Origin of the sequence: Mesorhizobium sp. J18, from assembly GCF_007829525.1 — a bacterium.
Lineage (GTDB): Bacteria > Pseudomonadota > Alphaproteobacteria > Rhizobiales > Rhizobiaceae > VLJP01.
The window spans coordinates 1-21,876 of record NZ_VLJP01000033.1; the positions used below are offsets into that span (position 1 = coordinate 1).

Annotated in this window: 24 protein-coding genes and 2 tRNA genes; 16 read left to right on the plus strand and 10 right to left on the minus strand. The window is 58.5% G+C overall.

From position 1 onward, the window contains the following. The 3 genes from L598_RS12815 to L598_RS12825 all read left to right on the plus strand — a co-directional run. Positions 1-197 (plus strand): integrase core domain-containing protein (locus L598_RS12815; RefSeq protein WP_144862974.1); only part of this gene is annotated, 197 nt, incomplete at its 5' end. A gap of 41 nt (positions 198-238) precedes the next feature. After that, entirely contained in the window at positions 239-736 is a 498-nt protein-coding gene (locus L598_RS12820; RefSeq protein WP_186445035.1) for a phage major capsid protein, read from the plus strand. 195 nt (positions 737-931) lie between these two features. Next, positions 932-1,171: a cold shock domain-containing protein gene (locus tag L598_RS12825; RefSeq protein WP_144862978.1), complete on the plus strand. Its 240-nt coding sequence runs from the start codon at positions 932-934 to the stop codon at positions 1,169-1,171. A gap of 295 nt (positions 1,172-1,466) precedes the next feature. Here L598_RS12825 and L598_RS12830 read toward each other — a convergent pair whose 3' ends face one another. After that, entirely contained in the window at positions 1,467-2,114 is a 648-nt protein-coding gene (locus tag L598_RS12830; RefSeq protein WP_144862980.1) for a hypothetical protein, read from the minus strand. 164 nt (positions 2,115-2,278) lie between these two features. Here L598_RS12830 and L598_RS12835 point away from each other — a divergent pair, with 164 nt between their 5' ends. Together L598_RS12835 and L598_RS12840 are read left to right on the plus strand one after the other, a co-directional pair. Then, complete coding sequence (locus L598_RS12835; protein ID WP_144862982.1) at positions 2,279-2,515, plus strand: hypothetical protein; 237 nt, start codon at positions 2,279-2,281, stop codon at positions 2,513-2,515. A gap of 266 nt (positions 2,516-2,781) precedes the next feature. After that, entirely contained in the window at positions 2,782-3,024 is a 243-nt protein-coding gene (locus L598_RS12840; RefSeq protein ID WP_144862984.1) for a hypothetical protein, read from the plus strand. Between the two features lie 101 nt (positions 3,025-3,125). Here the strand turns inward: L598_RS12840 and L598_RS12845 are convergent. Further along, positions 3,126-3,215 (minus strand) — tRNA-Ser (locus L598_RS12845). A 945-nt stretch (positions 3,216-4,160) separates the two neighbouring features. Continuing rightward, positions 4,161-4,433 carry a DUF4242 domain-containing protein gene (locus L598_RS12850; protein WP_144862986.1) on the minus strand — a complete coding sequence of 91 codons (273 nt, stop codon included), beginning with the start codon at positions 4,431-4,433 and terminating at the stop codon, positions 4,161-4,163. A gap of 243 nt (positions 4,434-4,676) precedes the next feature. Between L598_RS12850 and L598_RS12855 the strand changes: the two genes are divergently transcribed. From L598_RS12855 to L598_RS12880, 6 genes are all read left to right on the plus strand, one after another. Beyond that, on the plus strand, positions 4,677-5,660 hold the full coding sequence (locus tag L598_RS12855) for a tripartite tricarboxylate transporter substrate-binding protein (RefSeq protein WP_186445036.1): 984 nt from the start codon (positions 4,677-4,679) through the stop codon (positions 5,658-5,660). Between the two features lie 71 nt (positions 5,661-5,731). Then, positions 5,732-6,703, plus strand: a complete 972-nt coding sequence (locus L598_RS12860; protein WP_144862990.1) for a tripartite tricarboxylate transporter substrate-binding protein — start codon at positions 5,732-5,734, stop codon at positions 6,701-6,703. Between the two features lie 72 nt (positions 6,704-6,775). After that, positions 6,776-7,252, plus strand: coding sequence for a tripartite tricarboxylate transporter TctB family protein (locus L598_RS12865; RefSeq protein ID WP_144862992.1), 477 nt, complete (start codon positions 6,776-6,778; stop codon positions 7,250-7,252). A gap of 10 nt (positions 7,253-7,262) precedes the next feature. Continuing rightward, positions 7,263-8,768: a tripartite tricarboxylate transporter permease gene (locus tag L598_RS12870; protein WP_144862994.1), complete on the plus strand. Its 1,506-nt coding sequence runs from the start codon at positions 7,263-7,265 to the stop codon at positions 8,766-8,768. Positions 8,769-8,831: 63 nt separating this feature from the next. Then, positions 8,832-9,032, plus strand: coding sequence for a DUF2905 domain-containing protein (locus tag L598_RS12875; RefSeq protein ID WP_144862996.1), 201 nt, complete (start codon positions 8,832-8,834; stop codon positions 9,030-9,032). Positions 9,033-9,106: 74 nt separating this feature from the next. Then, the gene (locus tag L598_RS12880) at positions 9,107-9,514 is read left to right on the plus strand and encodes a DUF6766 family protein (protein ID WP_144862998.1); all 408 of its coding nucleotides are present in this window, start codon (positions 9,107-9,109) and stop codon (positions 9,512-9,514) included. A 240-nt stretch (positions 9,515-9,754) separates the two neighbouring features. On the opposite strand, the gene L598_RS21800 is transcribed toward L598_RS12880, so the two are convergent. Next, on the minus strand, positions 9,755-10,078 hold the full coding sequence (locus L598_RS21800) for a DUF6074 family protein (protein ID WP_246658746.1): 324 nt from the start codon (positions 10,076-10,078) through the stop codon (positions 9,755-9,757). Between the two features lie 78 nt (positions 10,079-10,156). On the opposite strand from L598_RS21800, the gene L598_RS12890 reads away from it, so the two are divergent. Continuing rightward, the gene (locus L598_RS12890) at positions 10,157-11,785 is read left to right on the plus strand and encodes a CTP synthase (protein WP_144863000.1); all 1,629 of its coding nucleotides are present in this window, start codon (positions 10,157-10,159) and stop codon (positions 11,783-11,785) included. 46 nt (positions 11,786-11,831) lie between these two features. Here L598_RS12890 and L598_RS12895 read toward each other — a convergent pair whose 3' ends face one another. The 6 genes from L598_RS12895 to phaC form a co-directional block, all read right to left on the minus strand. Next, positions 11,832-12,716 (minus strand): D-alanyl-D-alanine carboxypeptidase family protein, encoded by an 885-nt coding sequence (locus L598_RS12895; RefSeq protein WP_246658747.1) that lies wholly within the window; start codon positions 12,714-12,716, stop codon positions 11,832-11,834. 220 nt (positions 12,717-12,936) lie between these two features. Further along, complete coding sequence (locus L598_RS12900; RefSeq protein WP_144863002.1) at positions 12,937-13,407, minus strand: calcium-binding protein; 471 nt, start codon at positions 13,405-13,407, stop codon at positions 12,937-12,939. A gap of 288 nt (positions 13,408-13,695) precedes the next feature. Further along, positions 13,696-13,920 (minus strand): hypothetical protein, encoded by a 225-nt coding sequence (locus L598_RS12905; protein ID WP_144863004.1) that lies wholly within the window; start codon positions 13,918-13,920, stop codon positions 13,696-13,698. A gap of 201 nt (positions 13,921-14,121) precedes the next feature. Beyond that, positions 14,122-14,197: transfer RNA gene (locus L598_RS12910), tRNA-Glu, on the minus strand. 80 nt (positions 14,198-14,277) lie between these two features. Continuing rightward, positions 14,278-15,321, minus strand: a complete 1,044-nt coding sequence (locus L598_RS12915) for a YcbK family protein (protein WP_246658748.1) — start codon at positions 15,319-15,321, stop codon at positions 14,278-14,280. A gap of 393 nt (positions 15,322-15,714) precedes the next feature. Further along, positions 15,715-17,550, minus strand: a complete 1,836-nt coding sequence (gene phaC / locus L598_RS12920) for a class I poly(R)-hydroxyalkanoic acid synthase (protein WP_144863007.1) — start codon at positions 17,548-17,550, stop codon at positions 15,715-15,717. Between the two features lie 120 nt (positions 17,551-17,670). Here phaC and L598_RS12925 point away from each other — a divergent pair, with 120 nt between their 5' ends. The 4 genes from L598_RS12925 to glpX all read left to right on the plus strand — a co-directional run bounded on the left by L598_RS12925 (position 17,671) and on the right by glpX (position 21,814). Beyond that, on the plus strand, positions 17,671-18,048 hold the full coding sequence (locus tag L598_RS12925) for a hypothetical protein (RefSeq protein ID WP_144863009.1): 378 nt from the start codon (positions 17,671-17,673) through the stop codon (positions 18,046-18,048). Positions 18,049-18,133: 85 nt separating this feature from the next. Further along, on the plus strand, positions 18,134-19,351 hold the full coding sequence (locus tag L598_RS12930) for an LL-diaminopimelate aminotransferase (RefSeq protein WP_144863011.1): 1,218 nt from the start codon (positions 18,134-18,136) through the stop codon (positions 19,349-19,351). A 41-nt stretch (positions 19,352-19,392) separates the two neighbouring features. Further along, positions 19,393-20,706: a homoserine dehydrogenase gene (locus L598_RS12935; protein WP_144863013.1), complete on the plus strand. Its 1,314-nt coding sequence runs from the start codon at positions 19,393-19,395 to the stop codon at positions 20,704-20,706. A 130-nt stretch (positions 20,707-20,836) separates the two neighbouring features. After that, positions 20,837-21,814: a class II fructose-bisphosphatase gene (gene glpX / locus L598_RS12940; protein WP_144863015.1), complete on the plus strand. Its 978-nt coding sequence runs from the start codon at positions 20,837-20,839 to the stop codon at positions 21,812-21,814. Positions 21,815-21,876: the final 62 nt, after the last annotated feature.

Here is a 21,876-nt window from a genome sequence, read left to right on the forward strand (position 1 = left end):
ATTGCGAGAGCTTTAACGCCCGCTTCCGCGATGAAATGCTGAATGGAGAAGTCTTCTACAGCCTCCGCGAGGCACAAATACTGATCGAGCAATGGAGGAAGCACTACAACACGAAACGACCACACAGCGCATTGGGCTAYCSCCCGCCAGCCCCGGAAACCATCCTTCCGATGGACCAAAGACCGGCGATGCACTAACTTTTAAAATGGACCACTCAAGTGGGGCTGATCAGCGCGGCTTGAAGGTTACCGAAGAGGCGCAACTTCTTAGCGGCAATGGGACGGGCCAAAACCTGAATGGCCTTGTACCGCAGGCTACTTCGTACGCCGGCGGTGCTACCGGCGACTCGCCAATCGACACCATCCGGCGCGCTATCCATCAGGTGCGACTGAGTGAGCACACGGCGAATGGCATTGTCGTTCATCCCGACTTCCTGCTGGAAATCGACCTGATCAAGGATAGCGAGGAGCGCTACCTGCTCGGCTCACCGATCCACGGAAACCAGCCACGGCTTTGGGGCTTGCCGGTGATCGCCACCACGGCGATGGCATCCAACGAATTCCTTGTTGGTGCGTTCGGCAGTGCGGCGGCTATTTTCGATCGGCAGGAAGCGGTGATCGAACTGTCCACCGAGCACGCAGACAACTTCGCGAAGAATATGGTTTCCATCAGGTGCGAGGAGCGTATCGGCATGGCCGTGTTCCAGCCGGAAGCTTTTGTTACCGGCTCATTCTAACAAGGCGGCGCTCCTTTCGGGCCTGAGCGCGGGCCTCAAGCGTGGGCCGCGCCGCCAAACAGCCATGGCGGCCCACGCAGCGCACACACCACGGCAGGCAAAAATCCAGCGGCGCAGCCGTTCCTGACCGTGGTCATTTCGGCCCGTCACTCCGGTGACGGGCCTTTTTTCGTTTCAACGAATGGATGGACTTCTATGCCTTACGGAAAAATCAAGATTTGGAATGCGGATCGCGGCTTCGGTTTTATCGGCGACGACCAGAATCCACGCGGCCGCGACAATTTCGTGCACATTTCGGCAATCGGTGAGGCGCCGCAAGTTGGCGACGCGTACGAGTACGACTTGCTGCCAGGCCGCGACGGTCGGCCGTGCGCTGTGAATTTGCGGCTGCTTTCGCCGGCTGTGGAGGAGGCGCGCTGTGTATTCGGTCGCTGAAGAACTCGAGCGCCTCGCATTGGCGGTCCAATTCCTCGCGCCGTCTCGCTCCGATCCCGAAAAATTCCACTTAGAGAAATCCGAAATCGTGAATGCACTGCGCGACCTGGCCCAGCGCGGGCAGCAGGGCGGGCGCAGGTGGTGGCGGTCAGAGAAGGGAGGGCGCCGGCCTGGCGCGTGTTGAGCAACAGGTTGCGAAGTTGCGGGCAGAGTTGCCAACGACGGTTGTGCATACAGTGCGGGTGGCGCGAAAGCAGCGGAAGCTTTAAGTTTAAATGGCGTGATCTCTCCTAAACTATGTATTCCAGCTAAGTAGCACGGCCGCCGCCAGAATGCAGATTGCGGAAGATGTTCCAAGCACGAGAGCGGCCGTGTACGTGTTGCGCAATTTTCGATCGAAGCTCGGGTCGTGTTTGGGAAAGTGTTCTGGGTTCGTCAGCATCATGATATTATCGCGACTGGCATAAAGGTCCGCCAATGCCATGAAATTCCAATACGCTGCCAAACCGCAAAAAAGTATCAAGATTAGGCCGATTGTAAGGGCCCACAAGCTCGGCTCAACTTGTTGAATTGGCAACTTCAGGCTGCCCAAGAAAAAAATTCCACCGATATGAGATGCAGCTATCGTGGCCACAAGCCATCGACCGTAGTCAGCGAATAGCTGTGCGGCAAAGCGATAGCCCTCCCGATTCGCTTCGTAGTATCTCGCTGCGACCAGCCGATAGTCGTCTTGGATGCTGGAATTCGAGGGAGGCTGCGGGTTAGGTGACGTTTCCGATCGAAACGCCCTAAGAGCATTGAGGGCTGAATCGATAGCTCCATTCAATGTTGCAAGCCTTGCAATCTCGTCTTCTGTAAATTCCCTGCGCTCTCTCGACACAACAGTTGCAAGGTAATTTCGATCGGCCACTAGCAGTCGAATTCTAGCCTCTAGCTCGTCCATAAACGCCCGCCCATAAACAACAGTAGCAGAATGAAAAGCGAATCGGCTGCTTATGACAAGAGTCCCCCTCTTAGTGTGCCCGCTTTTCACACCGCCTCACCGGCCGCACTTGACCTCCGTAGGCATATGTTCCTATTTTGTTCTCCTTTGGAAAGGAGGCAACAATGCCGCGTCGCAAGCGCCACGAAAAGGTTTCGGGCTATCACATTGATAGAATTGAGCGGCAGGCCCGCCTGATGCGAATCGTCCTTGATGAGGCGCGTCTGAGCCTCATTCCGTTCAAGCCTCATCACGACGCGATCGCAGAATACAACGGCGCGACACGGCGGCTGTTGAATATCTTGAACGATCGGCCGGCGGATTGGGAGGAGCCGCACAGGGGGCCAATGAGTGGGTCATAAGTAAAATCGAAAATAACCGCTTTACCGCTTTAAGTAACCTCTTTACCGCGTAAATAAAAATGCGTAGTAATCTTATATTTTAGTTTGCAATACGGCATGAAATCGGCAATATTGCTTTTGGGATTGCGAGGTCTTACTTGTGTGCGGCTGGGGGCGAGCGATATGTCCAAGCGAAAGCTAAAAGCGCTCGGCCTGTCCTTGTGTTCAGGCTTCCCAACCCCGCCTCATCACACGGTCTGGGAAGGCCAAAACACAAGGAAATCGCAATGAATATTTACGTCTCCGACAACCCCGCTTCCGTGTTCGAGGTCGGGCAACTCGTCCAGCATACTGATAAGGAAGGCCTGGAGGGCTTCGTTGTTTCGGCCGGGGGCGGCCGTGTGCACGTCTCTACCGTCTATGACGACGAGGGGATCCTCTCGTACACGGTTACCGCTGATCGTCTGGCGCCTTGGGAAGGCTGCGCGGTTGCTCGCTATAAGCGCGACGCTTGGATGGCTGCGGCCTAACAGTTACCACCACACCACCGAAGAGCCCCGCTACGGCGGGGTTTTTTGTGGTTATGTCATTCGGATAAAAATCAGAAAAAAGCCAATAAAATCAATGAGTCTGGCGGAGGGAGTGGGATTCGAACCCACGGTGACATCGCTGCCACGCCGGTTTTCAAGACCGGTGCCTTAAACCGCTCGGCCATCCCTCCTAATGTGATTTTTCAATCACTTAGGACAGTCGCGACCATCCAACCCAACGCGATTGGCGCGTTGGATTCGCACTGAAGCCTTCCCGCGAATGTTCGCACCTCTGTCCTGTAGAGCGGCATTCATGGCCAAGTCAACCATCTCTGCGGCGTCTCCAACTGGCCAGACGGAAGAAGATCGGCATAGTTGTGCATGTGACTGATGGAGAGGCAGCGCCTTCCGGCGATTCCGCGATAAGTTATCGGAATCCGCCAGGATGCAGGCGGAATGGTAAGAAGCGGCGCGACCGAGACCAGGCTTCATACCCGGTAGGGTTCGACGGCAAGCTGACCTCGAACAGCAAATAAGTTTCAGACGGAGCGTTTGCTCGAGGTGAAAGAACCGTGACTCTTGCCCGGGCTCACAGCCGTTTATTCGATCACGCAAATGAATAGGAAAATCAACAGGAACTCGTTCAAACTTAAACTCAGATTGTAAAAAGCGCGGCCATCACGGGGCATCGGATGACCGCGCAGTTGGTCCGGGCGAATATCAGAAAAGGTGTGCCACCCGCACATGATAAACAATGCATGAAACGCCTGGGCCGAACATCCTTAAATCTAAGATATGAGAAATTATAAAAAACCGCCCGAGACACGACAATGCTCGGGCGGAGGAAGTGTTTGGACTCTCTTGGTGGTCAAGAGAAACAATTATAGCACTCCTGCATACGGTAGCCGATTAGCAATTCGGTCTAACGATTCGACGGCAGCCCAGACGCCAGATAGAGATTCCGGACTAAACCGGCTCGAATCTGATGGTTCACCAAGCTTCGCAGTGGTAGTTGGGCCACGCTCCATTCCTTGACCGCATCTGCCGTGCCCATCGGCATTCCGGTCCGGTATGGCATTTCGAAACAGAACAAGCGCAAAAGCCCCGCTTGCTCCGGTCGTCGGGCTTTTATGACGTCATTCCGCGGTCGTCGGATCAATAATGGCCCTTACCTCGGATATCCTGTTTGCGGGAAAGCCTGCGGTTTCGGCGTGTTTGCGTATAAGCTCCGCATTCGGCGCACGATAAACGCAGTATATCTTGTCGTCGGTAACATAGCTGTGGACCCATTGGATTTCCGGTCCGAGATCCCGCAGCACGTTACAGGAAGTCTGCGATGCGCCCCGGAGATCGTCGCGGCCGAGTTTCCCGACCTCGGGCATGTCCCGTTCGATAACGAATTGCGGCACGTCGTGCTCCTCCTTGTTTTCGGTTCGGTGCCCGGACAGGAAGGTACCAATGTTGTTCCGAGGCCGAAAGTGCCGGTCTTTTGTTTGACGATGCGGCGCGGGGAGCGCAAGCTACTTGACAGCCACGACGCAGTTCCATTCGATGGCGGCGTTCGCGGGCCGAGCGACAAACCCGGCCGCTGTAATTCGGGCCGGTGGAGGATTGCGCAAGCCCGGTAACGAAGATTCCCAATGGGAGGGGTAATGATGAACGAATATTTTTCCGGCTTTGCAGCCGCCGCCGCACTGTCGCTTTTTGCGATCACCGCGAATGCTCAGGACGACTATCCCAGCCAACCGATCACCATGGTCGTGCCGTTCTCGGCCGGCGGTCCGACCGACACCGTGACCCGGCTGATCTCCGAGCCTATGAGCAAGGAACTGGGGTCGGAAATCGTTATTCAGAACATCACCGGCGCCGGCGGCACCGTCGCTGCGGGCCAAGTGGCGAAAGCTCCCGCCGACGGCTACACCGTCCTCATGCATCATATCGGCATGTCGACCGCGCCGACCCTCTATTCGAACCTGCCTTACAATCCGCTTGAGGATTTTGAGACGGTAGGTCTCGTCACCGAGGTGCCGATGACGATCGTCGCGCGGAAGGATTTCCCGGCGGAGACCTTGCAGGAACTGGTCGAATATCTAAAAACCCATGCGGATGAGGTGACGCTGGCCAATGCCGGCACGGGCGCGGCTTCGCAGCTCTGCGGCATGCTCCTCATGGAGGCAATCGATACCCAACTCACAACGGTGCCGTATCCCGGAACCGGCCCTGCGCTGACCGATCTCGTCGGCGGCCAGGTCGACATCATGTGTGACCAGACCACCAACACCACTGGACAGATCCTTGGTGGCGAGATCAAGGCCTATGCCGTGACAGCAGAAGAGCGGCTTGCCAATCTGCCGGACGTGCCGACCACGTCGGAAGCAGGTCTGGGCGACTTCCAGCTTCGCATCTGGCATGGTCTCTATGTCCCGGCAGAAACCGACCCGGCCATCATCGAGAAGCTGACTTCGGCTCTGCAGGTTGCTCTCCAGGACCAGAACGTGATCGATCGTTTTGCAGAACTCGGCACCACGCCTGTGTCACAGGAAGGCGCCACACCCGAGGCACATGCGGAGATGCTGTCGTCGCAGATCGATCTGTGGGCACCCATCATCAAGGAAGCCGGCGTGTCGGCTGACTAGCCGGCCCTTAGAGCGACTGTAACGGAGCGGCTTTCGAGGAGGTCGCTTTGCCCGCCGAACAAGGAGAAATCATGCGCAGACTTCTAGCTCCGCTGGCGGCCGCCGCCATCATGTTTGCTTCCTTCGCCACAGCACAGGACTACCCGTCGCAGCCGATCACCTTTGTCGTTCCTTTTTCGGCTGGCGGACCAACCGACGCGGTTACGCGCCTGATCGCCGATCCGATGGGCAAGACGCTTGGGCAAAGCATCGTCGTCCAGAACGTTACCGGCGCCGGGGGCACCGTGGCTGCGGGGCAGGTGGCGAAAGCTCCTGCCGACGGCTACATGGTACTGATGCACCATATCGGAATGGCTACCGCACCAGGATTGTACTCCAACCTGCCATACAACCCGCTCGAGGATTTCGAAACGATCGGTCTGGTGACCGAGGCGCCGATGACTTTCATTGCGCGCAAGGATTTCCCGGCAAATACGCTGGAGGAGATGATAGACTACCTGAAGGCGAACGCCGACACAGTCACGATTGCCCATGGAGGTGTCGCCGGGGCGGCGCATCTGTGCGGCATGCTGTTGATGAAGCAGATCGGCAAGGAAATCACAACAGTTCCATATCAGGGGACTGCCCCGGCTCTTACCGACCTCATCAGTGGCCAGGTCGACATCATGTGTGACCAGGCGACCAATACGTCAGGGCAAATCCTTGGTGGCGAAGTCAAGGCCTATGCCGTAACTGCGGAAGAACGTCTCGCCAACCTGCCGGATGTTCCGACGACAGCCGAGGCGGGTCTCGGCGACTTCCAGTTGCGCATCTGGCATGGCCTTTATGTCCCCAAGGATACCGACCCGGCTATCATACAGAAGCTGTCTGAGGCCTTGCAGGTAGCTGTGAAGGACCAGAAAGTGATCGACCGCTTTGCGGAGCTTGGCACAACGCCTGTCTCGCCGGATCGCGCCACGCCCGAGGCTCTCAGCGAGATGCTGTCGTCCCAGCTTGATCTTTGGGGAACGATCATCAAGGAATCCGGCGTGTCGCCTCAATAGACGCGCTGAGCGCTTGTAGCGGGACAGCCGACCAAGAGTTGCCCGCCTTACCTAGCAAGGACAGGGGACGTCATGCTGGACCGGTTTTCCTTCAAGGGACTTTCAAAGGATCTGCTGGCCGGGCTGATCTTCATCGGTTTCGGCCTTGCCTTTGGCCATGCCTCGTTGAACTACGATTTGGGCACGGCCCTTCGGATGGGGCCGGGCTATTTTCCGCTGGTTCTGGCCGGCATCATCATTCTGCTCGGGGCGATCATCCTGATCCAATCCTTCTTTGCCGAGGCTGACGAGACGCCCATAGGAGGCGTTCCCTGGCTCGCTCTCCTGCTGGTCATCGGCGCCTTGGTGTTCTTCGGTGTGACGGTGCGGGGCCTTGGCCTCGTGCCCTCGCTCTTCATCACCTCCTTCATGAGCGCCTCGGCCAGCCGGCAAACCAGTTTGCTGGGCGCCGCTCTCATCGCGGTCTTCCTGACCGTAGTGAGCATGCTCATCTTTATCTGGGGTCTCGGCCTGCCGCTGCGCATGTTCGGACCGTGGATCAATTTCTGAGGTCGCCCGCATGGATTTGATAAATAATCTCGGCCTCGGATTCGACGTCGCGCTGACGCTTACGAATATTCTTTACTGCTTTGTTGGCGTATTGCTCGGGACATTGGTTGGCGTGCTGCCGGGAATCGGTCCGACGGGAACCGTCGCCATCCTGCTGCCCATCACCTTTACCTTCGAGCCGGTCACTGCACTGATCATGCTCGCGGGCATCTATTACGGGGCGCAGTATGGCGGCTCGACAAGCGCCATCCTCATTAATCTGCCAGGCGAATCCTCATCAGCCGTCACGGCCATCGACGGTCACCAGATGGCCAGGCAGGGCCGCGCGGGACCGGCTCTTGCAACCGCGGCCATAGGCTCCTTCTTCGCCGGCTCGGTTGCTACGCTGCTGCTCGCTATAGCAGCCCCGCCGCTCACTCGCCTCGCATTGCAGTTCGGCTCTGCCGAATATTTCTCGCTGATCGTACTGGGTCTCGTTGCTTCGGTCGCGCTCGCCCACGGATCGATCATCAAGGCGCTTGCCATGATCGTACTGGGGCTCCTGTTCGGCATGGTCGGCCAGGATCTCTATAGCGGCCAGCCGCGCTTCACCTTCGGCTATTTCGAACTTTATTCCGGTATCAATTTTGTCTCCGTTGCGGTCGGCGTTTTCGGAATCGCGGAGATCCTGCGCAATCTAGAGGACGAGAAGACGCGGACGCTGCTGGTCAAGAATGTCGAGAATCTCTGGCTGACGAAGGAAGACTGGCGCCGCATCATCATGCCGATACTGCGTGCCACGGGTCTGGGTTCGATTCTCGGCATCCTTCCAGGCGGCGGCCATGTTCTGGCTTCCTTCGCTTCCTACTCGCTGGAAAAGAAACTCTCCAAAAACGAAAAGGAATTCGGCAGGGGCGCCATCGAGGGCGTGGCGGGTCCCGAATCCGCCAACAATGCCGCAGCCCAGACTTCCTTCATCCCGCTTATGACGCTCGGAATACCTGCGCATCCGGTAATGGCGCTGATCATAGGCGCCTTCATCATCCACGGCATCACGCCCGGGCCGAACGTGATCAATGACGAACCGGCGCTGTTTTGGGGCGTGATCGCGTCGATGTGGATAGGCAACCTACTGTTGGTGCTTCTGAACCTGCCTTTAATCGGCATTTGGGTGAAAATGCTGACGATCCCCTATCGCATGCTCTTCCCCGCGATCATTGCCTTTGCCTGTATCGGAACTTTTTCGATTGGCTTGAATGCCTTCGACATCTACGCCATCGCCGTGATGGGTATTGTGGGCTACGTATTGGTCAAGCTTGACTGCGAGCCTGCCCCACTGCTTCTGGGCTTCGTGCTGGGGCCGCTTCTGGAAGAGCATCTGCGCCGCGCTATGATCATCTCTCGTGGTGACCCGATGACCTTTCTTGAACGGCCTATCAGCGCCGGACTGCTTGCTGTCGCGGCAATCGCGATCATATTGTCGCTGCTGCCGAGCATACGTCGCAAGCGTGAGGAGGTCTTTGTCGAAGAAGACTAGGCCGCACGGTCCAGGGTCAAGACCCTAGGACTTCTTCGTGAGCGCCTTATATTCTGAAGCGCCATGTCCCGGACATTGATTGTAATCGGTCTTCTCATTGTCGCAGCCGGCATTTTATGGCCGTGGCTTACCCGGCTCGGCCTCGGTCGCCTGCCCGGCGATATCGTGATCGAGCGGGAGAATTTTACCTTTTACGCCCCGATCGCAACCGGTCTGCTGGTCAGCATCATCCTGTCGGCGATCCTCTGGCTGATCAACCGCTAGAATATGCGGCGGGAAGTGCCGGGAACAACTGCAATGGTCTCCAGTTTTCCCGCTGGGAGAATTGGAGTTCGAAAATGTCAAAAACGTCTCTCTGGCGCGCCTACAAATACGGATGGATCACTCTGGCGCTGTTCGTTTTCAGCCTGATAGGCCATTGGCTGTTCGGCTGGTTCGCATTCGTGCAGGAGCAAACGGAACATGGACAGGCGGCCGAGATGGCCCCCTATCTCGTCAGCATGCTTCGGGACACATTCGAAAATTGGCAATCCGAATTCCTGCAATTGCTCTGGCAGGTCGGTGGATTGGCATTTTTCCTGTTCCTGGGTTCGCCGCAGTCGAAAGAAGGATCGGACCGGATTGAAGCCAAGATCGACGTGATTCTGCGTCGTGTCGATCCGACAGATGGTGAAGGCGTCATAAGGGATCTGGATCGCCGCTATGCCGGCAGGCATACCGACCGTCCTGAAACGCACAAGGATTGACCCGGTGAAGGTGCCGGGAATATGGAGGCTTCCAACGATCAAGCCCCGACCGCCGTCTCTGGCGGTCGGGTTGCTGTCAGGGGAGCTCTCATGATCACAGCGGCAAGCGGCAGGTCGGGGGAACACCTGAGGGTTCTGTTGACCAGGCACAAGTTCTCCGCTGCGAGCCTCCAACCGGTATAATGGATAATTGTTCCGTCGTTATCGGTCACTGGAAGCTATCTTGGGTCCGATGGAGGGTCAGGCTGCGTCCCCGGAGCTCGTTTGACTGCGCATCCGGTATTGCAATTCCGCCTGAACGGCATCCTGCAAAGAATAAATCTCGCTGCGTATCGCTCCGTCCGGCAGGCCTGACGCGCGCAATTCCGCGATGATTTCAGCAACCCGCCGACGCCAGAATTCACTTGCCGCAGGGCCATGGACACGCTCAAGGTCGTCAACCATCGACCTGACGAGGCTGGTACGGGACGAAAGAGGGAAGGGGATCAAATCAACCATGGCGGGCAGATTTGCATCTGATGGTTTATGTAAGGTGAACGGAGAAGGCTCGCGGCAACCGAACATGACAGCCTATCGAAAAAAGTGCGCAGCCCATATTTTTCGCTGGCGGAATCGCGCGGAGCCGGTTATGCGATAATTCCCATGGCGCGATATGTATTCATCACTGGCGGCGTGGTTTCCTCCCTCGGAAAAGGCATTGCGGCGGCGGCCTTGGGCGCGCTTCTGCAGGCTCGCGGCTACCGCGTTCGCATACGCAAGCTCGATCCTTATCTGAATGTCGATCCGGGCACGATGTCGCCTTATCAGCATGGCGAAGTCTTCGTGACCGACGATGGCGCGGAAACCGACCTCGACCTCGGGCATTACGAACGGTTTACCGGACGTTCGGCCAACCAGGCCGATAACATCACGACCGGGCGCATCTACAAGAACATCATCGAGAAGGAACGCCGGGGCGACTATCTCGGCGCGACGGTGCAGGTTATTCCGCACGTCACCGACGAAATCAAAAACTTTATCCTGGAGGGCAATGACGATTACGATTTTGTCCTGTGCGAAATCGGAGGCACGGTGGGCGACATCGAGGCCATGCCGTTCCTGGAGGCGATTCGCCAGCTTGGCAATGAGCTGCCGCGGGGAGGGGCAGTCTATATCCACCTTACCCTGATGCCGTGGATTCCTGCCGCCGGAGAGTTGAAGACCAAGCCCACGCAGCACTCGGTCAAGGAATTGCGCTCGATCGGCATCGCGCCGGACATCCTGCTCGTGCGCGCCGATCGCGACATTCCGAAGGAGGAGCGACGGAAGCTCTCCCTCTTCTGCAATGTGCGCGAATCTGCCGTCATTCAGGCGCTGGACGTGGCGCATATCTATGACGTGCCGATGGCGTATCACAAGGAAGGGCTGGACTCAGAAGTGCTGGCCGCGTTCGGCATCGATCCTGCTCCAAAACCGCGCATGGAACGCTGGCAGGAGGTCGCTCACCGCATCCACAATCCGGAAGGCGAGGTGACGATTGCCGTCGTCGGCAAATATACCGGGCTGAAGGACGCATATAAATCGCTTATCGAGGCTTTGTCCCATGGCGGACTGGCCAACAAAGTGAGAGTGAAACTCGACTGGATCGAAAGCGAGATCTTCGAGAAGGAGGATCCGTCACCCTGGCTGGAAAAGGTGCACGGCATCCTCGTACCCGGCGGCTTCGGCGAGCGCGGCTCGGAAGGCAAGATACTGGCCGCGAAATTCGCCCGCGAGCGCAAGGTACCCTTTTTCGGCATATGCTTCGGCATGCAGATGGCTTGCATCGAGGCGGCACGCTCGCTGGCGGGCATAGAAGGTGCTTCATCGACGGAATTCGGACCGACCAAGGAACCGGTCGTCGGCCTGATGACGGAATGGCTGAAGGGCAATATGCTCGAAAAACGCACCGCGGCGGGCGGTTTGGGCGGCACCATGCGGCTCGGTGCTTATTCCGCTGCGCTCGTTGCCGGGTCCAAGATCGCGGAAATCTATGGCGATACGGAAATCTCGGAGCGTCACCGGCACCGCTATGAGGTCAATATCGAATACAAGCAGCGCCTGGAGGATTGCGGCCTCGTTTTTGCCGGCATGTCTCCAGACGGGGTTCTTCCGGAGACGATCGAATATCCCGACCATCCCTGGTTCATCGGCGTCCAATATCACCCGGAACTGAAGAGCCGACCCTTCGAGCCGCACCCGCTTTTCGCATCCTTCATAAATGCGGCCGTGGAGCAGAGCAGGCTGGTTTAGTCGATAGTTAATGTATCCCCATCCGGTGGTAACCTGCCGCCGGCTATCAGTGCCTCGAGGCGCGGGGAAGGAAATACGCGATCAGCGCCTCCATATGCGCGTCGCGCATCTTGCCCTTGTCTTCGCCCATGACCACGGCAACCAGGCTGCGGCCGCCGAGATTGACCGACGAGGCAAGGTTATATCCGGACGCGCGCGTGTAGCCTGTCTTGATGCCATCGACGCCGGCTACAGTGCCCAGAAGATGGTTGTGGCCCTTTATGGTTCTTCCGTTGAAATTGAATTCCCGCATGGAGAAATAGTGGTATCTGCCGGGGAAACGCTTGCGGAGCGCCATGCCGAGGATCGCCATGTCATGGGCAGTCGTCACCTGGCGCTCATCAGGCAGACCGGAAGCATTGGTGAAGACGGTACCATTCATGCCGAGCTGACGCGCCTTCAGAGTCATGGCGCGGGCGAAAGCTTCTTCGCTGCCAGCAAGATGCTCCGCGACTGCAACGGCGACATCGTTGGCTGATTTGACGGCGAGCGCCCTTATAGCGGTTTCCGCGTCTATCGACATGCCTGCCTTGACGCCCAGTTTGGAAGGAGGTTGCCGGGAGGCATTGACCGAGAATGGTATTTGCGTGGCCGGTGTCACGCGCCCGGTTTCCATTGCCTCGAAGAGCAGGTAGAGCGTCATCATCTTTGTCAGCGAGGCGGGGTAGCGTGTCTCATAGGCATGGGCGGCATGCAGGACGCGTCCGTTGCGCGCGTCGACCACGATCGCCGCATATTTCTCCGAGGTGGACGTCGGGACAGGTTCAGTGAGTTCGAGCGTGGTGCAGGCGGAAATGAAGAGAGCGATAGCGGCCAGCACCATTGCCCTGCCGAATGGGAATTGCCGCCGCGGGAAGAAGTGCCGTTCGGTCCGACCAGTCACAAAGCTCATGGGATAGCGCCGTCCTCCGCCCAGAGTCGTCCCCTTTTCTGCCATCTTGCCACCCCAGGCGCAAAATCTTGCATGGGTTGTACACAGGCTCTTGCGGAGCATGAAGCAGGCGAGGACGGCCCAGCGAGCCTCAATTGTTGCCGAGGGAAAACGAAACCGGGATCAAAGTTCCTAATGCAGAAGGGATCCGCGCCTGTCGACGCGGATCCTCGTTTGTCAATTAGCGGCGGAAGTTATGGAAGCCGTGACCGCCATGGCGGCCGTGCTTGCCAAAGCCGGCGCGCATTTCGCTGCGGTCGAGCTTTCCGTCCTCATTGCGGTCGAGAGCGGCAAACTCTTTTTCCTTCTGCTTCTCGATCTCCTCGATCGTAATGGTGCCGTCACCGTTGATATCGAGACGACGCTCCATACGGTCGGCCCTGCGCTGTACAATCTGTTGGAGCACATAAGCCTCGATTTCCTCGCGAGTGAGTGTCCCGTCACCATTCTCGTCGGCAGCCTTAAGGTCATCCAGCCTCGAGAACTGCGCCAGGTCGATCGGTTCCCGCCCGAAGCGCCGGTTCTGCTCCATATCTTCAGTCGCTTCGATTGCAGGTTCATCGATATCGTCTTCTTCCGTATCCTGCGCAAGAGAATAGCCTGCCGAAAGAATTGAACCGACAAGAATAGTGGATAGAATGATCTTTTTCATTACTATGAACTCCATTGTCTTTGCATATCTGCCTTCAGTGGGCGCATGAGAAGGATCACGTTTGGCAGGTGAACGGAGGATGAATGCTTGGGTTAAATATTTGTAATCTTGAGATTCTCTGGACGCCTCATTGAGGAACAGATATACGCCTGCCGCGCTCGCCGGCAGGAGCTGCGATCATAGAGATGCCCGATTAGACGGTGGCGAGGATAGAAGCGAGCAAGATGCCCATCGTGTGAAATCCACGATGGGCATCGATTGCATTTCACGGTGGCCGTCAAATGCGTTTCAGGACAACCGCTCGACACGCTCCCGAAACTCACTCGACAGGAGCGCTGACGGTATGGCGAGCGCGATGGCGATAAAATCCGGCGGCAGGATGACGATACCGTCATCGCCGAAAAAGTCGACGCAGGCGTCGGGCAGGGCATCGGGCAGCCAGAGCGCTGCTTTCGAGATCTGGGATGGACAGGCGCATGTTTCCGGCCGTCCCGGCTCGGGCTCGATTACCACGAAATGCTGGCCCTCTTGTTTTTGAGGCGAAATTCAGGGGTCATGTCGGCGGTCTCGATGAATGTCATCCTTTCAGATGGGGATGAAAAGGCCGCCGGTCAAACGGTCGTGGACGCTCATGAACGTTCTCGACACAGAATGCATATAGGGTCTGATATTAGACCTCGATAAGGATGATACAGGCTAAGTGCTTGATTTTTTTGGCACGCCCAACGGGACTCGAACCCGTGTTTCCGCCGTGAAAGGGCGGCGTCCTAGACCGCTAGACGATGGGCGCAGGCAAGACGTGGCGCCTTATAGTGAGCTTCTCGGCGGGCGGCAACCCGTGATCTTGTGGATGCCGCTGTTTTTTTGAATTTAGCTCCGCCGCCGGCAGCGCCAGTTCCAGTCGCGCTCCGGCCCGACGTCAACATGTACGGAATTGGTGTGGCAATAGGTGCCCACGCCTCCGCGTCCCGGCATGGAGCGGACGAAGCGCGCCAACTCCCATTTGCTGACGCCTTGAATCTGGATATCGGCCGCCGCGCAATACATATGCAGCGATTTGCGCGCGCCGCGCACGCGCCTGTTGTGGCTGGGGCTGCGATAGCCGGAAGTGATGACCGCCGGCCTGCCATAATGCGCCTCTATTGTCTTGATCACGCGCACGAGCGATGGCTTCAGGCAGCTCACATCGACGCTCTCGCGCTGCTTGAGAAGCCCGTTCGGGGCAAGACGCGCCAGCCCGGCCGCCGATGCAACCTGATAGACGTCCTCGCCCTCGTAAATGTCGACGTCGCCATCATCCTCAAGCGTGCCAGACTTGCTGGTGATCTCGAAGAGTCCTTCGCCTTGTCGCACGCCGGGCAGGGCTTCCCCGGAGAAAGAGGCACGGACAGGCTTGGTATCTTCCGAATTTGCCGAGGCAAGCGTGATAATAGGCTTTGCCTTTTCCTTGGTGTCCACCAAGGGCTGAGGCTCCTGGACCGGTTCCTCCGCTTCCGCCGTCGTGCCGTTATCTTCCTTGATGACCTTGGAGGCGGGATTCGGTTTGGCACGGGCCGGAGAGAAGAAAGCCGCCAGGAAACCGCGCTTCTTGGGCTTGATCGGTGCGGTTTCTGACGTCTCCGAAGCATGACCTTCGCCGGAAGCCGCTTTGGCGGGCGCGGCTTCGTCGGTTGTGGAATCCGCGGTCTGCTCAATCGAGGCGGTCTTTTCGGTGGCTTCGGCAGCAGGCGTATTCGCCACCGCGGCAGCGGGCGCCTCCGCTGCTGATGAGGTGGCTGGGGGTGCCGCCGGGTTGATGGAGGCTGTAGTCGTCGCTGACGTCGCCTCGTCCGATGCGATCTGCCGGGCCTCAGCCTGGACGGGAGCTTCGGCGCCGGGGCGCCGCGAGGGAACCGGCGCGCCAGCAACTTTCATTTCCGCCGAGGTCGAGGATGTATCCGCCTCATCAGCGGATGCCGACATCGTTGCCGCTGAACCCGCGTCAGTGGGCGCAAGTCCGAGTTGCAAACCGAGGTCGGAGGTGGAACTGCAGGAGGACAGGAGCACACTGCACAGCGCCGCCAGGATGATACGACGCGATCCCTTTGCGAAACCCGCTCCCTCCACGGACAATAGACCTACCCCTCAAAGAATCGTCGAATAACCGATCTTACGGACAAAACTTCAGGCTTTGCATCCCTCAAAGCCATAAATCGCAATGCCGAACAACGAACTCTGCACGCGCACCCGCAATGTTTGCGCTAGTTTTCATTTGCGGCCAGAAGATGTTCTACATCCATTAGCGGATAAAGCCAAGCCGAGGCTCGTCTATACGCGCATGCGTACATATTCTCCTGGTGCGTCGGCCAGGGGTTTGATGAGTTTGCCGCCGATGGCACGAGCCGGCACCTTTGCCTTGTTGCGCTTCTCGATCCAAGCCTGCCAATGCGGCCACCAGGAACCGGGCATTTCTTCCGCCTTTGAGAGCCAGTCTTCGAAGGTGCAGAAAGGTTTCGCGCCGACCCAGTACTGGTATTTGTTCAGGGATGGCGGGTTCACCACGCCGGCTATATGGCCCGATCCGGCCATGACGAACTCCACCTCGCCGCCGAAAAAGGCGCTGCCGGTGAAAACCGAGCGCGCCGGCGCGATGTGGTCCTCGCGGGTGGCGAGGTTGTAAATCGGGATTCTGATGTCGGAGAGCGACAGCTTCTCTCCGCGCAACACGGCCCTTCCCCGGGAAAGATTGTTCTCCAGATAGCAGTTGCGCAGATAGTAGGAATGATTGGCTGCCGCCATCCGCGTCGAATCGGCGTTCCAGAAAAGCAGGTCGAAGGGCAGGGGATCTTTGCCCCGCATGTAGTTGTTGACGATATAGGGCCAGATGAGGTCGCCTGAACGCAGCATATTGAAGGCCATGGCCATCTTGTTGCCGTCAAGATAACCTTTTTGCTCCATCGCGCGTTCGAGTGCCTCAATCTGCTCCTCGTCCACGAAAACCTTCAAATCGCCGGCATGGGTGAAATCCACCTGTGTTGCAAAAAAAGTGGCGGTGCGTATGCGCTTGTCGCCGGTCTTTCCCATCAGGGCGAGTGCAGCCGCCAGAAGCGTGCCACCGACGCAATAGCCGATGGCATTGACCTCCTTCTCTCCCGTCGCGCCCTCGATGCGGTCGAGGGCGAATTCGATGCCTTCCCGAATATAGGCGTCCCAATCCTTGCGACCGTGCCGTTCGTCGGGATTGATCCAAGAGATGACGAAAACCGTATGGCCCTGTTCTACAGCCCATCGGATGAAGGATTTCTGCGGGTTCAGGTCGAGGATATAGAATTTGTTGATCCAGGGTGGGCAGATCAGCAGCGGCCGTTTCAGGACCTTGTCCGTCGCTGCCTCATACTGGATGATCTCGGCCAGTTCGCTGCGCGCGATGACCTTGCCTGGGGTGGTGGCAATGTTCCTGCCGATCTCGAATTTGGAATAGTCAGCCTGACGCAGCTTGAGTTCGCCTTTCCCTGCGGCGATGTCCTCCGCCAGCATGCGCATCCCGCGAACGAGATTCTCGCCATTGCTCTGCACCGTTTCCCGGAAGAGTTCCGGATTGGTGAGAATGAAATTCGAAGGAGAGATCGCCTGGCTGATCTGCCTGACGTAAAAGTTCGCCTTGTGACGGGTATGCTCGTCGAGCCCCTCGGCGTTCTCCACCAGGTCGGCGGCCCAGCGCGAGGTGACGAGATAGACCTGCTTGAGAAAATCGAAAAAGGCATTGCGTCCCCATTCAGGATCCTGGAAGCGCTTGTCGCCCTTTTCGGGCTGAATGGCGTTTTCCCCTTCCGCTTCGCCGCGGGTTTTGTGGATCGCATTCGCCCAGATATTCATATAACCGGAGAAAAGCCGGGTTTGTGCTTCCAGTGCCCGGCTTGGCTCGGAGAGCCAGTACTCGGTCAGCCGCGAAAACGTTTTGACCATGTCGGTCATGGGCTCGGAGAAACCGTCCCGCATCTCACCCCGCTCGCGTGGTGCAGTCCAAGCCGCGGCCGCCTTTCCCGCCTCTTCGATCATGAGGGCAAGGTTGCGGGCGAAGCTTTCCGGATCCTTCACCAGATACTGCTCGACGGAGGAGTGGCAGTGTCCATCTTTGTCTTCCCGTTTTTCGGATTTGACCATAGCTTGCGCTGTTCCTCCGAGGCGCTTGATTGAGGTAATATAATGTGTTGCGAGTCACCGTCCAACAACGACGTGGGCAGCGGCATGGCACAGCCAGGTTGTAGGAATATGACCTCCGGGATGCAGGAGAGCGGCATGGGTGTTACCAAAGGATTGCCAATGGAAGCCCTGATGCGATGCGCAGCCATCTTTGCCTTCTGTTTTTTTCTCCACGCTTGTGGAAGCGCTGCGATTGACGGTACGGCACCTTCTGCGACAGCCACCATGTCGGGACCGCGCGATACCGCTACCTTTCCCAATCTGAACATTCCGCCGACGCCCGCCGCAGAGCAGATTTCGGATAGCCAAAAGGCAGACACCACAAGCGCCTTGACCGAGGCGCGCAAGCGCGCGACCTCACAGAATACGACCGTTCCACGGAATCAGGCGGCTGATCTGCGGCGCCTGGCGCGCAGCCATGGTGATGACGCATTGAAGCTGATCGAGGCCGAACAATAGGGGCTTGCTGCGTGATGCTATCGACCGGACCTTGAATAAGGTATATAGGCCGCGCCGATCCCCGCGCTTTTCATCGGAAGCAAAGATGGAAGAGTTTCACAAGGTCCGCAGACTCCCGCCTTACGTCTTCGAGCAGGTCAACCGCCTGAAGGCCAGCGCGCGCTCGCGCGGCGCCGATATTATCGATCTCGGTATGGGAAATCCGGACCTTCCCACGCCCATTTCGGTGGTGGAGAAGCTTTGCGAGGTGGTGCGCGATCCCCGCACACATCGTTACTCCACTTCTCGCGGAATACCGGGGCTTCGCCGCGCGCAAGCCAATTACTACGCCCGTCGCTTCGGTGTGAAGCTTGACCCCGAAACACAGGTCGTTGCCACGCTCGGTTCCAAAGAAGGTTTCGCCAATATGGCTCAGGCCATCACCGCGCCGGGCGATGTGGTGCTGTGTCCGAATCCGACTTATCCGATCCACGCCTTCGGCTTTATCATGTCCGGCGGCGTGATCCGCTCCATCCAGGCCGAGCCGGACAGCAGTTTCATTCCGGCGCTCGAAAGGGCGGTTCGGCATTCAATTCCTAAGCCGCTGGCGCTCATCCTGAATTATCCGTCAAATCCGACGGCCTGTGTCGCGTCGCTCGATTTCTACAAGGACATCGTGGCTTTCGCGAAGAAGAATGATCTCATCATCCTTTCTGATCTCGCCTATGCCGAAATCTATTTCGACGGCAATCCACCGCCTTCGGTTCTTCAAGTGCCGGGAGCCACGGATGTCACTGTCGAATTCACCTCCATGTCCAAGACCTTCTCCATGCCTGGCTGGCGCATGGGCTTCGCTGTGGGCAATGAAAGGCTGATCGCTGCGCTCGCCAGGGTGAAATCCTATCTCGACTATGGCGCCTTCACGCCCATCCAGGTCGCGGCTGCCGCTGCCCTGAACTCTGACGGAGCCGAGATCGAAGAGGTACGCAACGTCTATCGCCGCCGTCGCGACGTCATGGTAGAGGCTTTCGGCCGCGCCGGCTGGCATGTGCCTCCACCGCCGGCCACCATGTTTGCCTGGGCACGGATTCCCGAGCCGTTCCGCTCCATGGGGTCGCTGGAATTCTCAAAGATGCTGGTCGAAGAAGCGGAAGTAGCGGTCGCGCCCGGTATCGGTTTTGGCGAGCATGGCGACGATCATGTGCGTATCGCGCTGGTGGAGAACGAGCATCGTATCCGGCAGGCTGCCCGCAGCATAAAGCGGCTTCTCGCTTCTGCCGGCGGCGGTTCGGACAATGTCATTGCGCTCGGTGCCCGCCGCTGAGCTTTTTAAGTGATTCGATGAAATTCTAAGGGCGGCGGGATATGGCCGAAGCGTTGCGTGTTGGGATAGCCGGCCTCGGCACGGTGGGATCGTCCGTGGTCAAGGTGCTGGCAGAAAAGTCGGCTGAACTGAAACGGCAATGCGGGCGGGAGATTGCTGTCACAGCCGTTTCCGCCCGCGACCGGAGACGGGATCGCGGGATCGCCCTCGACGGAGCAGAATGGTTCGATGATCCTGTCGCACTTGCTCGGTCGGACAATATCGATGTGTTTGTCGAGTTGATCGGCGGTGAGGACGGTCCCGCCCGTGCCTCCGTCAAGGCGGCGCTGGAAGCGGGTTGCCATGTCGTGACCGCCAACAAGGCGCTGCTGTCCCGGCATGGCGTCGCGCTTGCCGAGATTGCCGAGAAGAGGGGCGTGCTTCTCAACTATGAGGCGGCGGTCGCGGGCGGCATCCCGGTCATCAAGACCATGCGTGAGGCGATGGCCGGTAACACCGTGACACGCGTCTTCGGCATTCTGAACGGCACCTGCAATTACATCCTGACCCGCATGGAAGCGGAGGGGATTTCCTTCGACGACTGCCTGAAGGATGCCCAGCGGCTCGGCTATGCGGAGGCCGATCCGACCTTCGATATCGAAGGCCATGACACGGCGCACAAGCTCTCCATCCTGACAAGCCTTGCCTTCGGCACGAAGATCTCGGCAGACGACATCTATATGGAAGGCATTTCCAACATAACTCAGGCCGATATCCGCGCTGCTGCCCAGCTCGGCTACCGAATCAAACTTCTCGGGGTGGCGCAGAAGACCGACAGCGGCATCGAGCAGCGCGTTCATCCCACCATGGTGCCGACAGCCTCCGTGATCGCTCAGGTGCATGGCGTCACCAATGCGGTGGCGATCGAGACCGACATTCTGGGTGAATTGCTTCTCTCCGGGCCCGGCGCCGGTGGCAGCGCCACGGCCTCGGCCGTTGTCGGCGACATTGCCGATATCGCCAAGAGCCAGCCCGGCTTCCAGCATGGGCCGGTCTTCGGCTGGCCGGCAAAGGAGCTTGCACCCTACAAACGAGCGCGCATTCGACGGCATGAGGGTGGCTATTTCATCCGCCTGACCGTGTATGACCGTATCGGCGTCTTTGCGGCGATCGCCAAGCGCATGGCCGACAATGACATTTCGCTGGAATCCATCGTCCAGCATGCCGATCCCGACCAGGCGGAAACGCAGAAGACCGTCGTGCTGGTGACGCATGAGACGACGGAAGCGGCCGTCCGCAAGGCGGTAGAGAGCATCACCAAGGATGGCCATCTGGTCGATAAGCCGCAGGTCATCCGCATCGAACGGGCTGCCTGAGTCTCCGCAAAAGCGACGCCTAAGACTTTCAATCGATTGATGTTTGCCGGGAGGCTTTCCGCCTCTTGCCGGGCGAAGTTCACTTTGCCAAAAGAGGCGCCAACCCGCCCATAACGATCAGGAACCAGAAATGGCCAAGAGCGCTTCACCCGGTCTCGACCGTATCCTCACCCTTGAGCTCGTCCGCGTTACCGAGCGCGCGGCGGTCGCCGCCGCAAGGCTGCGGGGACGTGGCGACGAAAAGGCCGCCGACCAAGCAGCGGTCGATGCCATGCGCTCCGAACTCAACCGGCTTCCGATCACCGGCACGGTCGTGATCGGCGAAGGTGAGCGCGACGAGGCGCCCATGCTTTATATAGGCGAGGAAGTCGGCACCAAGGAAGGACCGGAAGTCGATATCGCGCTCGATCCTCTGGAGGGCACGACGATCTGCGCGAAGAACCTGCCCAATTCGCTGGCGGTCATTGCGATCGCGGAACGCGGCAGCCTCCTCTACGCGCCCGACGTCTATATGGAGAAGATTGCGATCGGGCCCGGCTATCCCCAAGGAGTGGTCGATATCGATGCGCCGGCCGCCGAGAACATCGAGAATCTCGCCAAGGCGAAGGGGGTTCCCGCCGGTGAGATCACTGCCTGCATACTCGATCGTCCGCGCCATGCGCGGCTGATCGAGGAAGTGCGCGCCACGGGCGCGGCTATCCGGCTGATCGGCGACGGCGACGTGGCCGGCGTCATCCACACGACTGACCCGGACGAGACCGGTATCGACATCTATCTCGGTATAGGCGGCGCGCCGGAAGGCGTTCTGGCCGCGGCGGCCCTGCGCTGCATAGGCGGCCAGATGCAGGGGCGCCTGCAGCTCAATACCGAGGACAAGATCGCACGCGCCGCAAAGATGGGAATCAGCGACCCGAAGAAGGTCTATCGCATGGAGGAAATGGCCAAGGGCGACGTTCTGTTCGCCGCCACGGGCGTGACCGACGGCAACCTCCTGTCCGGCGTCAAATTCGGTCGTGATTCGATCCAGACACACACGATCGTCATGCGTTCCTCATCGCAGACGGTGCGCGAGATCAAGGCCCGTCACCAGGATCAGGCCAAGTTCTGAGAACGGTCTTTTTCTCCCGTCGGTGAGCCCGTATATCCTGCGCTAGTGAACAGGTGGGCGTG

Bases quoted from the DNA above. Each gene is read 5' to 3' on its own strand.
- L598_RS12830 (WP_144862980.1), bottom strand. From the start codon at position 2,114: ATGGACGAGCTAGAGGCTAGAATTCGACTGCTAGTGGCCGATCGAAAT.
- L598_RS12840 (WP_144862984.1), top strand. From the start codon at position 2,782: ATGAATATTTACGTCTCCGACAACCCCGCTTCCGTGTTCGAGGTCGGG.
- L598_RS12915 (WP_246658748.1), bottom strand. From the start codon at position 15,321: ATGAAAGTTGCTGGCGCGCCGGTTCCCTCGCGGCGCCCCGGCGCCGAA.
- L598_RS12870 (WP_144862994.1), top strand. From the start codon at position 7,263: ATGGATTTGATAAATAATCTCGGCCTCGGATTCGACGTCGCGCTGACG.
- L598_RS12900 (WP_144863002.1), bottom strand. From the start codon at position 13,407: ATGAAAAAGATCATTCTATCCACTATTCTTGTCGGTTCAATTCTTTCG.
- L598_RS12835 (WP_144862982.1), top strand. From the start codon at position 2,279: ATGCCGCGTCGCAAGCGCCACGAAAAGGTTTCGGGCTATCACATTGAT.
- L598_RS12880 (WP_144862998.1), top strand. From the start codon at position 9,107: ATGTCAAAAACGTCTCTCTGGCGCGCCTACAAATACGGATGGATCACT.
- L598_RS12860 (WP_144862990.1), top strand. From the start codon at position 5,732: ATGCGCAGACTTCTAGCTCCGCTGGCGGCCGCCGCCATCATGTTTGCT.
- L598_RS12925 (WP_144863009.1), top strand. From the start codon at position 17,671: ATGCAGGAGAGCGGCATGGGTGTTACCAAAGGATTGCCAATGGAAGCC.
- L598_RS12930 (WP_144863011.1), top strand. From the start codon at position 18,134: ATGGAAGAGTTTCACAAGGTCCGCAGACTCCCGCCTTACGTCTTCGAG.
- L598_RS12855 (WP_186445036.1), top strand. From the start codon at position 4,677: ATGATGAACGAATATTTTTCCGGCTTTGCAGCCGCCGCCGCACTGTCG.
- L598_RS12935 (WP_144863013.1), top strand. From the start codon at position 19,393: ATGGCCGAAGCGTTGCGTGTTGGGATAGCCGGCCTCGGCACGGTGGGA.
- glpX (WP_144863015.1), top strand. From the start codon at position 20,837: ATGGCCAAGAGCGCTTCACCCGGTCTCGACCGTATCCTCACCCTTGAG.
- L598_RS12865 (WP_144862992.1), top strand. From the start codon at position 6,776: ATGCTGGACCGGTTTTCCTTCAAGGGACTTTCAAAGGATCTGCTGGCC.
- L598_RS12825 (WP_144862978.1), top strand. From the start codon at position 932: ATGCCTTACGGAAAAATCAAGATTTGGAATGCGGATCGCGGCTTCGGT.
- L598_RS12890 (WP_144863000.1), top strand. From the start codon at position 10,157: ATGGCGCGATATGTATTCATCACTGGCGGCGTGGTTTCCTCCCTCGGA.
- L598_RS12895 (WP_246658747.1), bottom strand. From the start codon at position 12,716: ATGAGCTTTGTGACTGGTCGGACCGAACGGCACTTCTTCCCGCGGCGG.
- L598_RS21800 (WP_246658746.1), bottom strand. From the start codon at position 10,078: ATGTTCGGTTGCCGCGAGCCTTCTCCGTTCACCTTACATAAACCATCA.
- L598_RS12875 (WP_144862996.1), top strand. From the start codon at position 8,832: ATGTCCCGGACATTGATTGTAATCGGTCTTCTCATTGTCGCAGCCGGC.
- phaC (WP_144863007.1), bottom strand. From the start codon at position 17,550: ATGGTCAAATCCGAAAAACGGGAAGACAAAGATGGACACTGCCACTCC.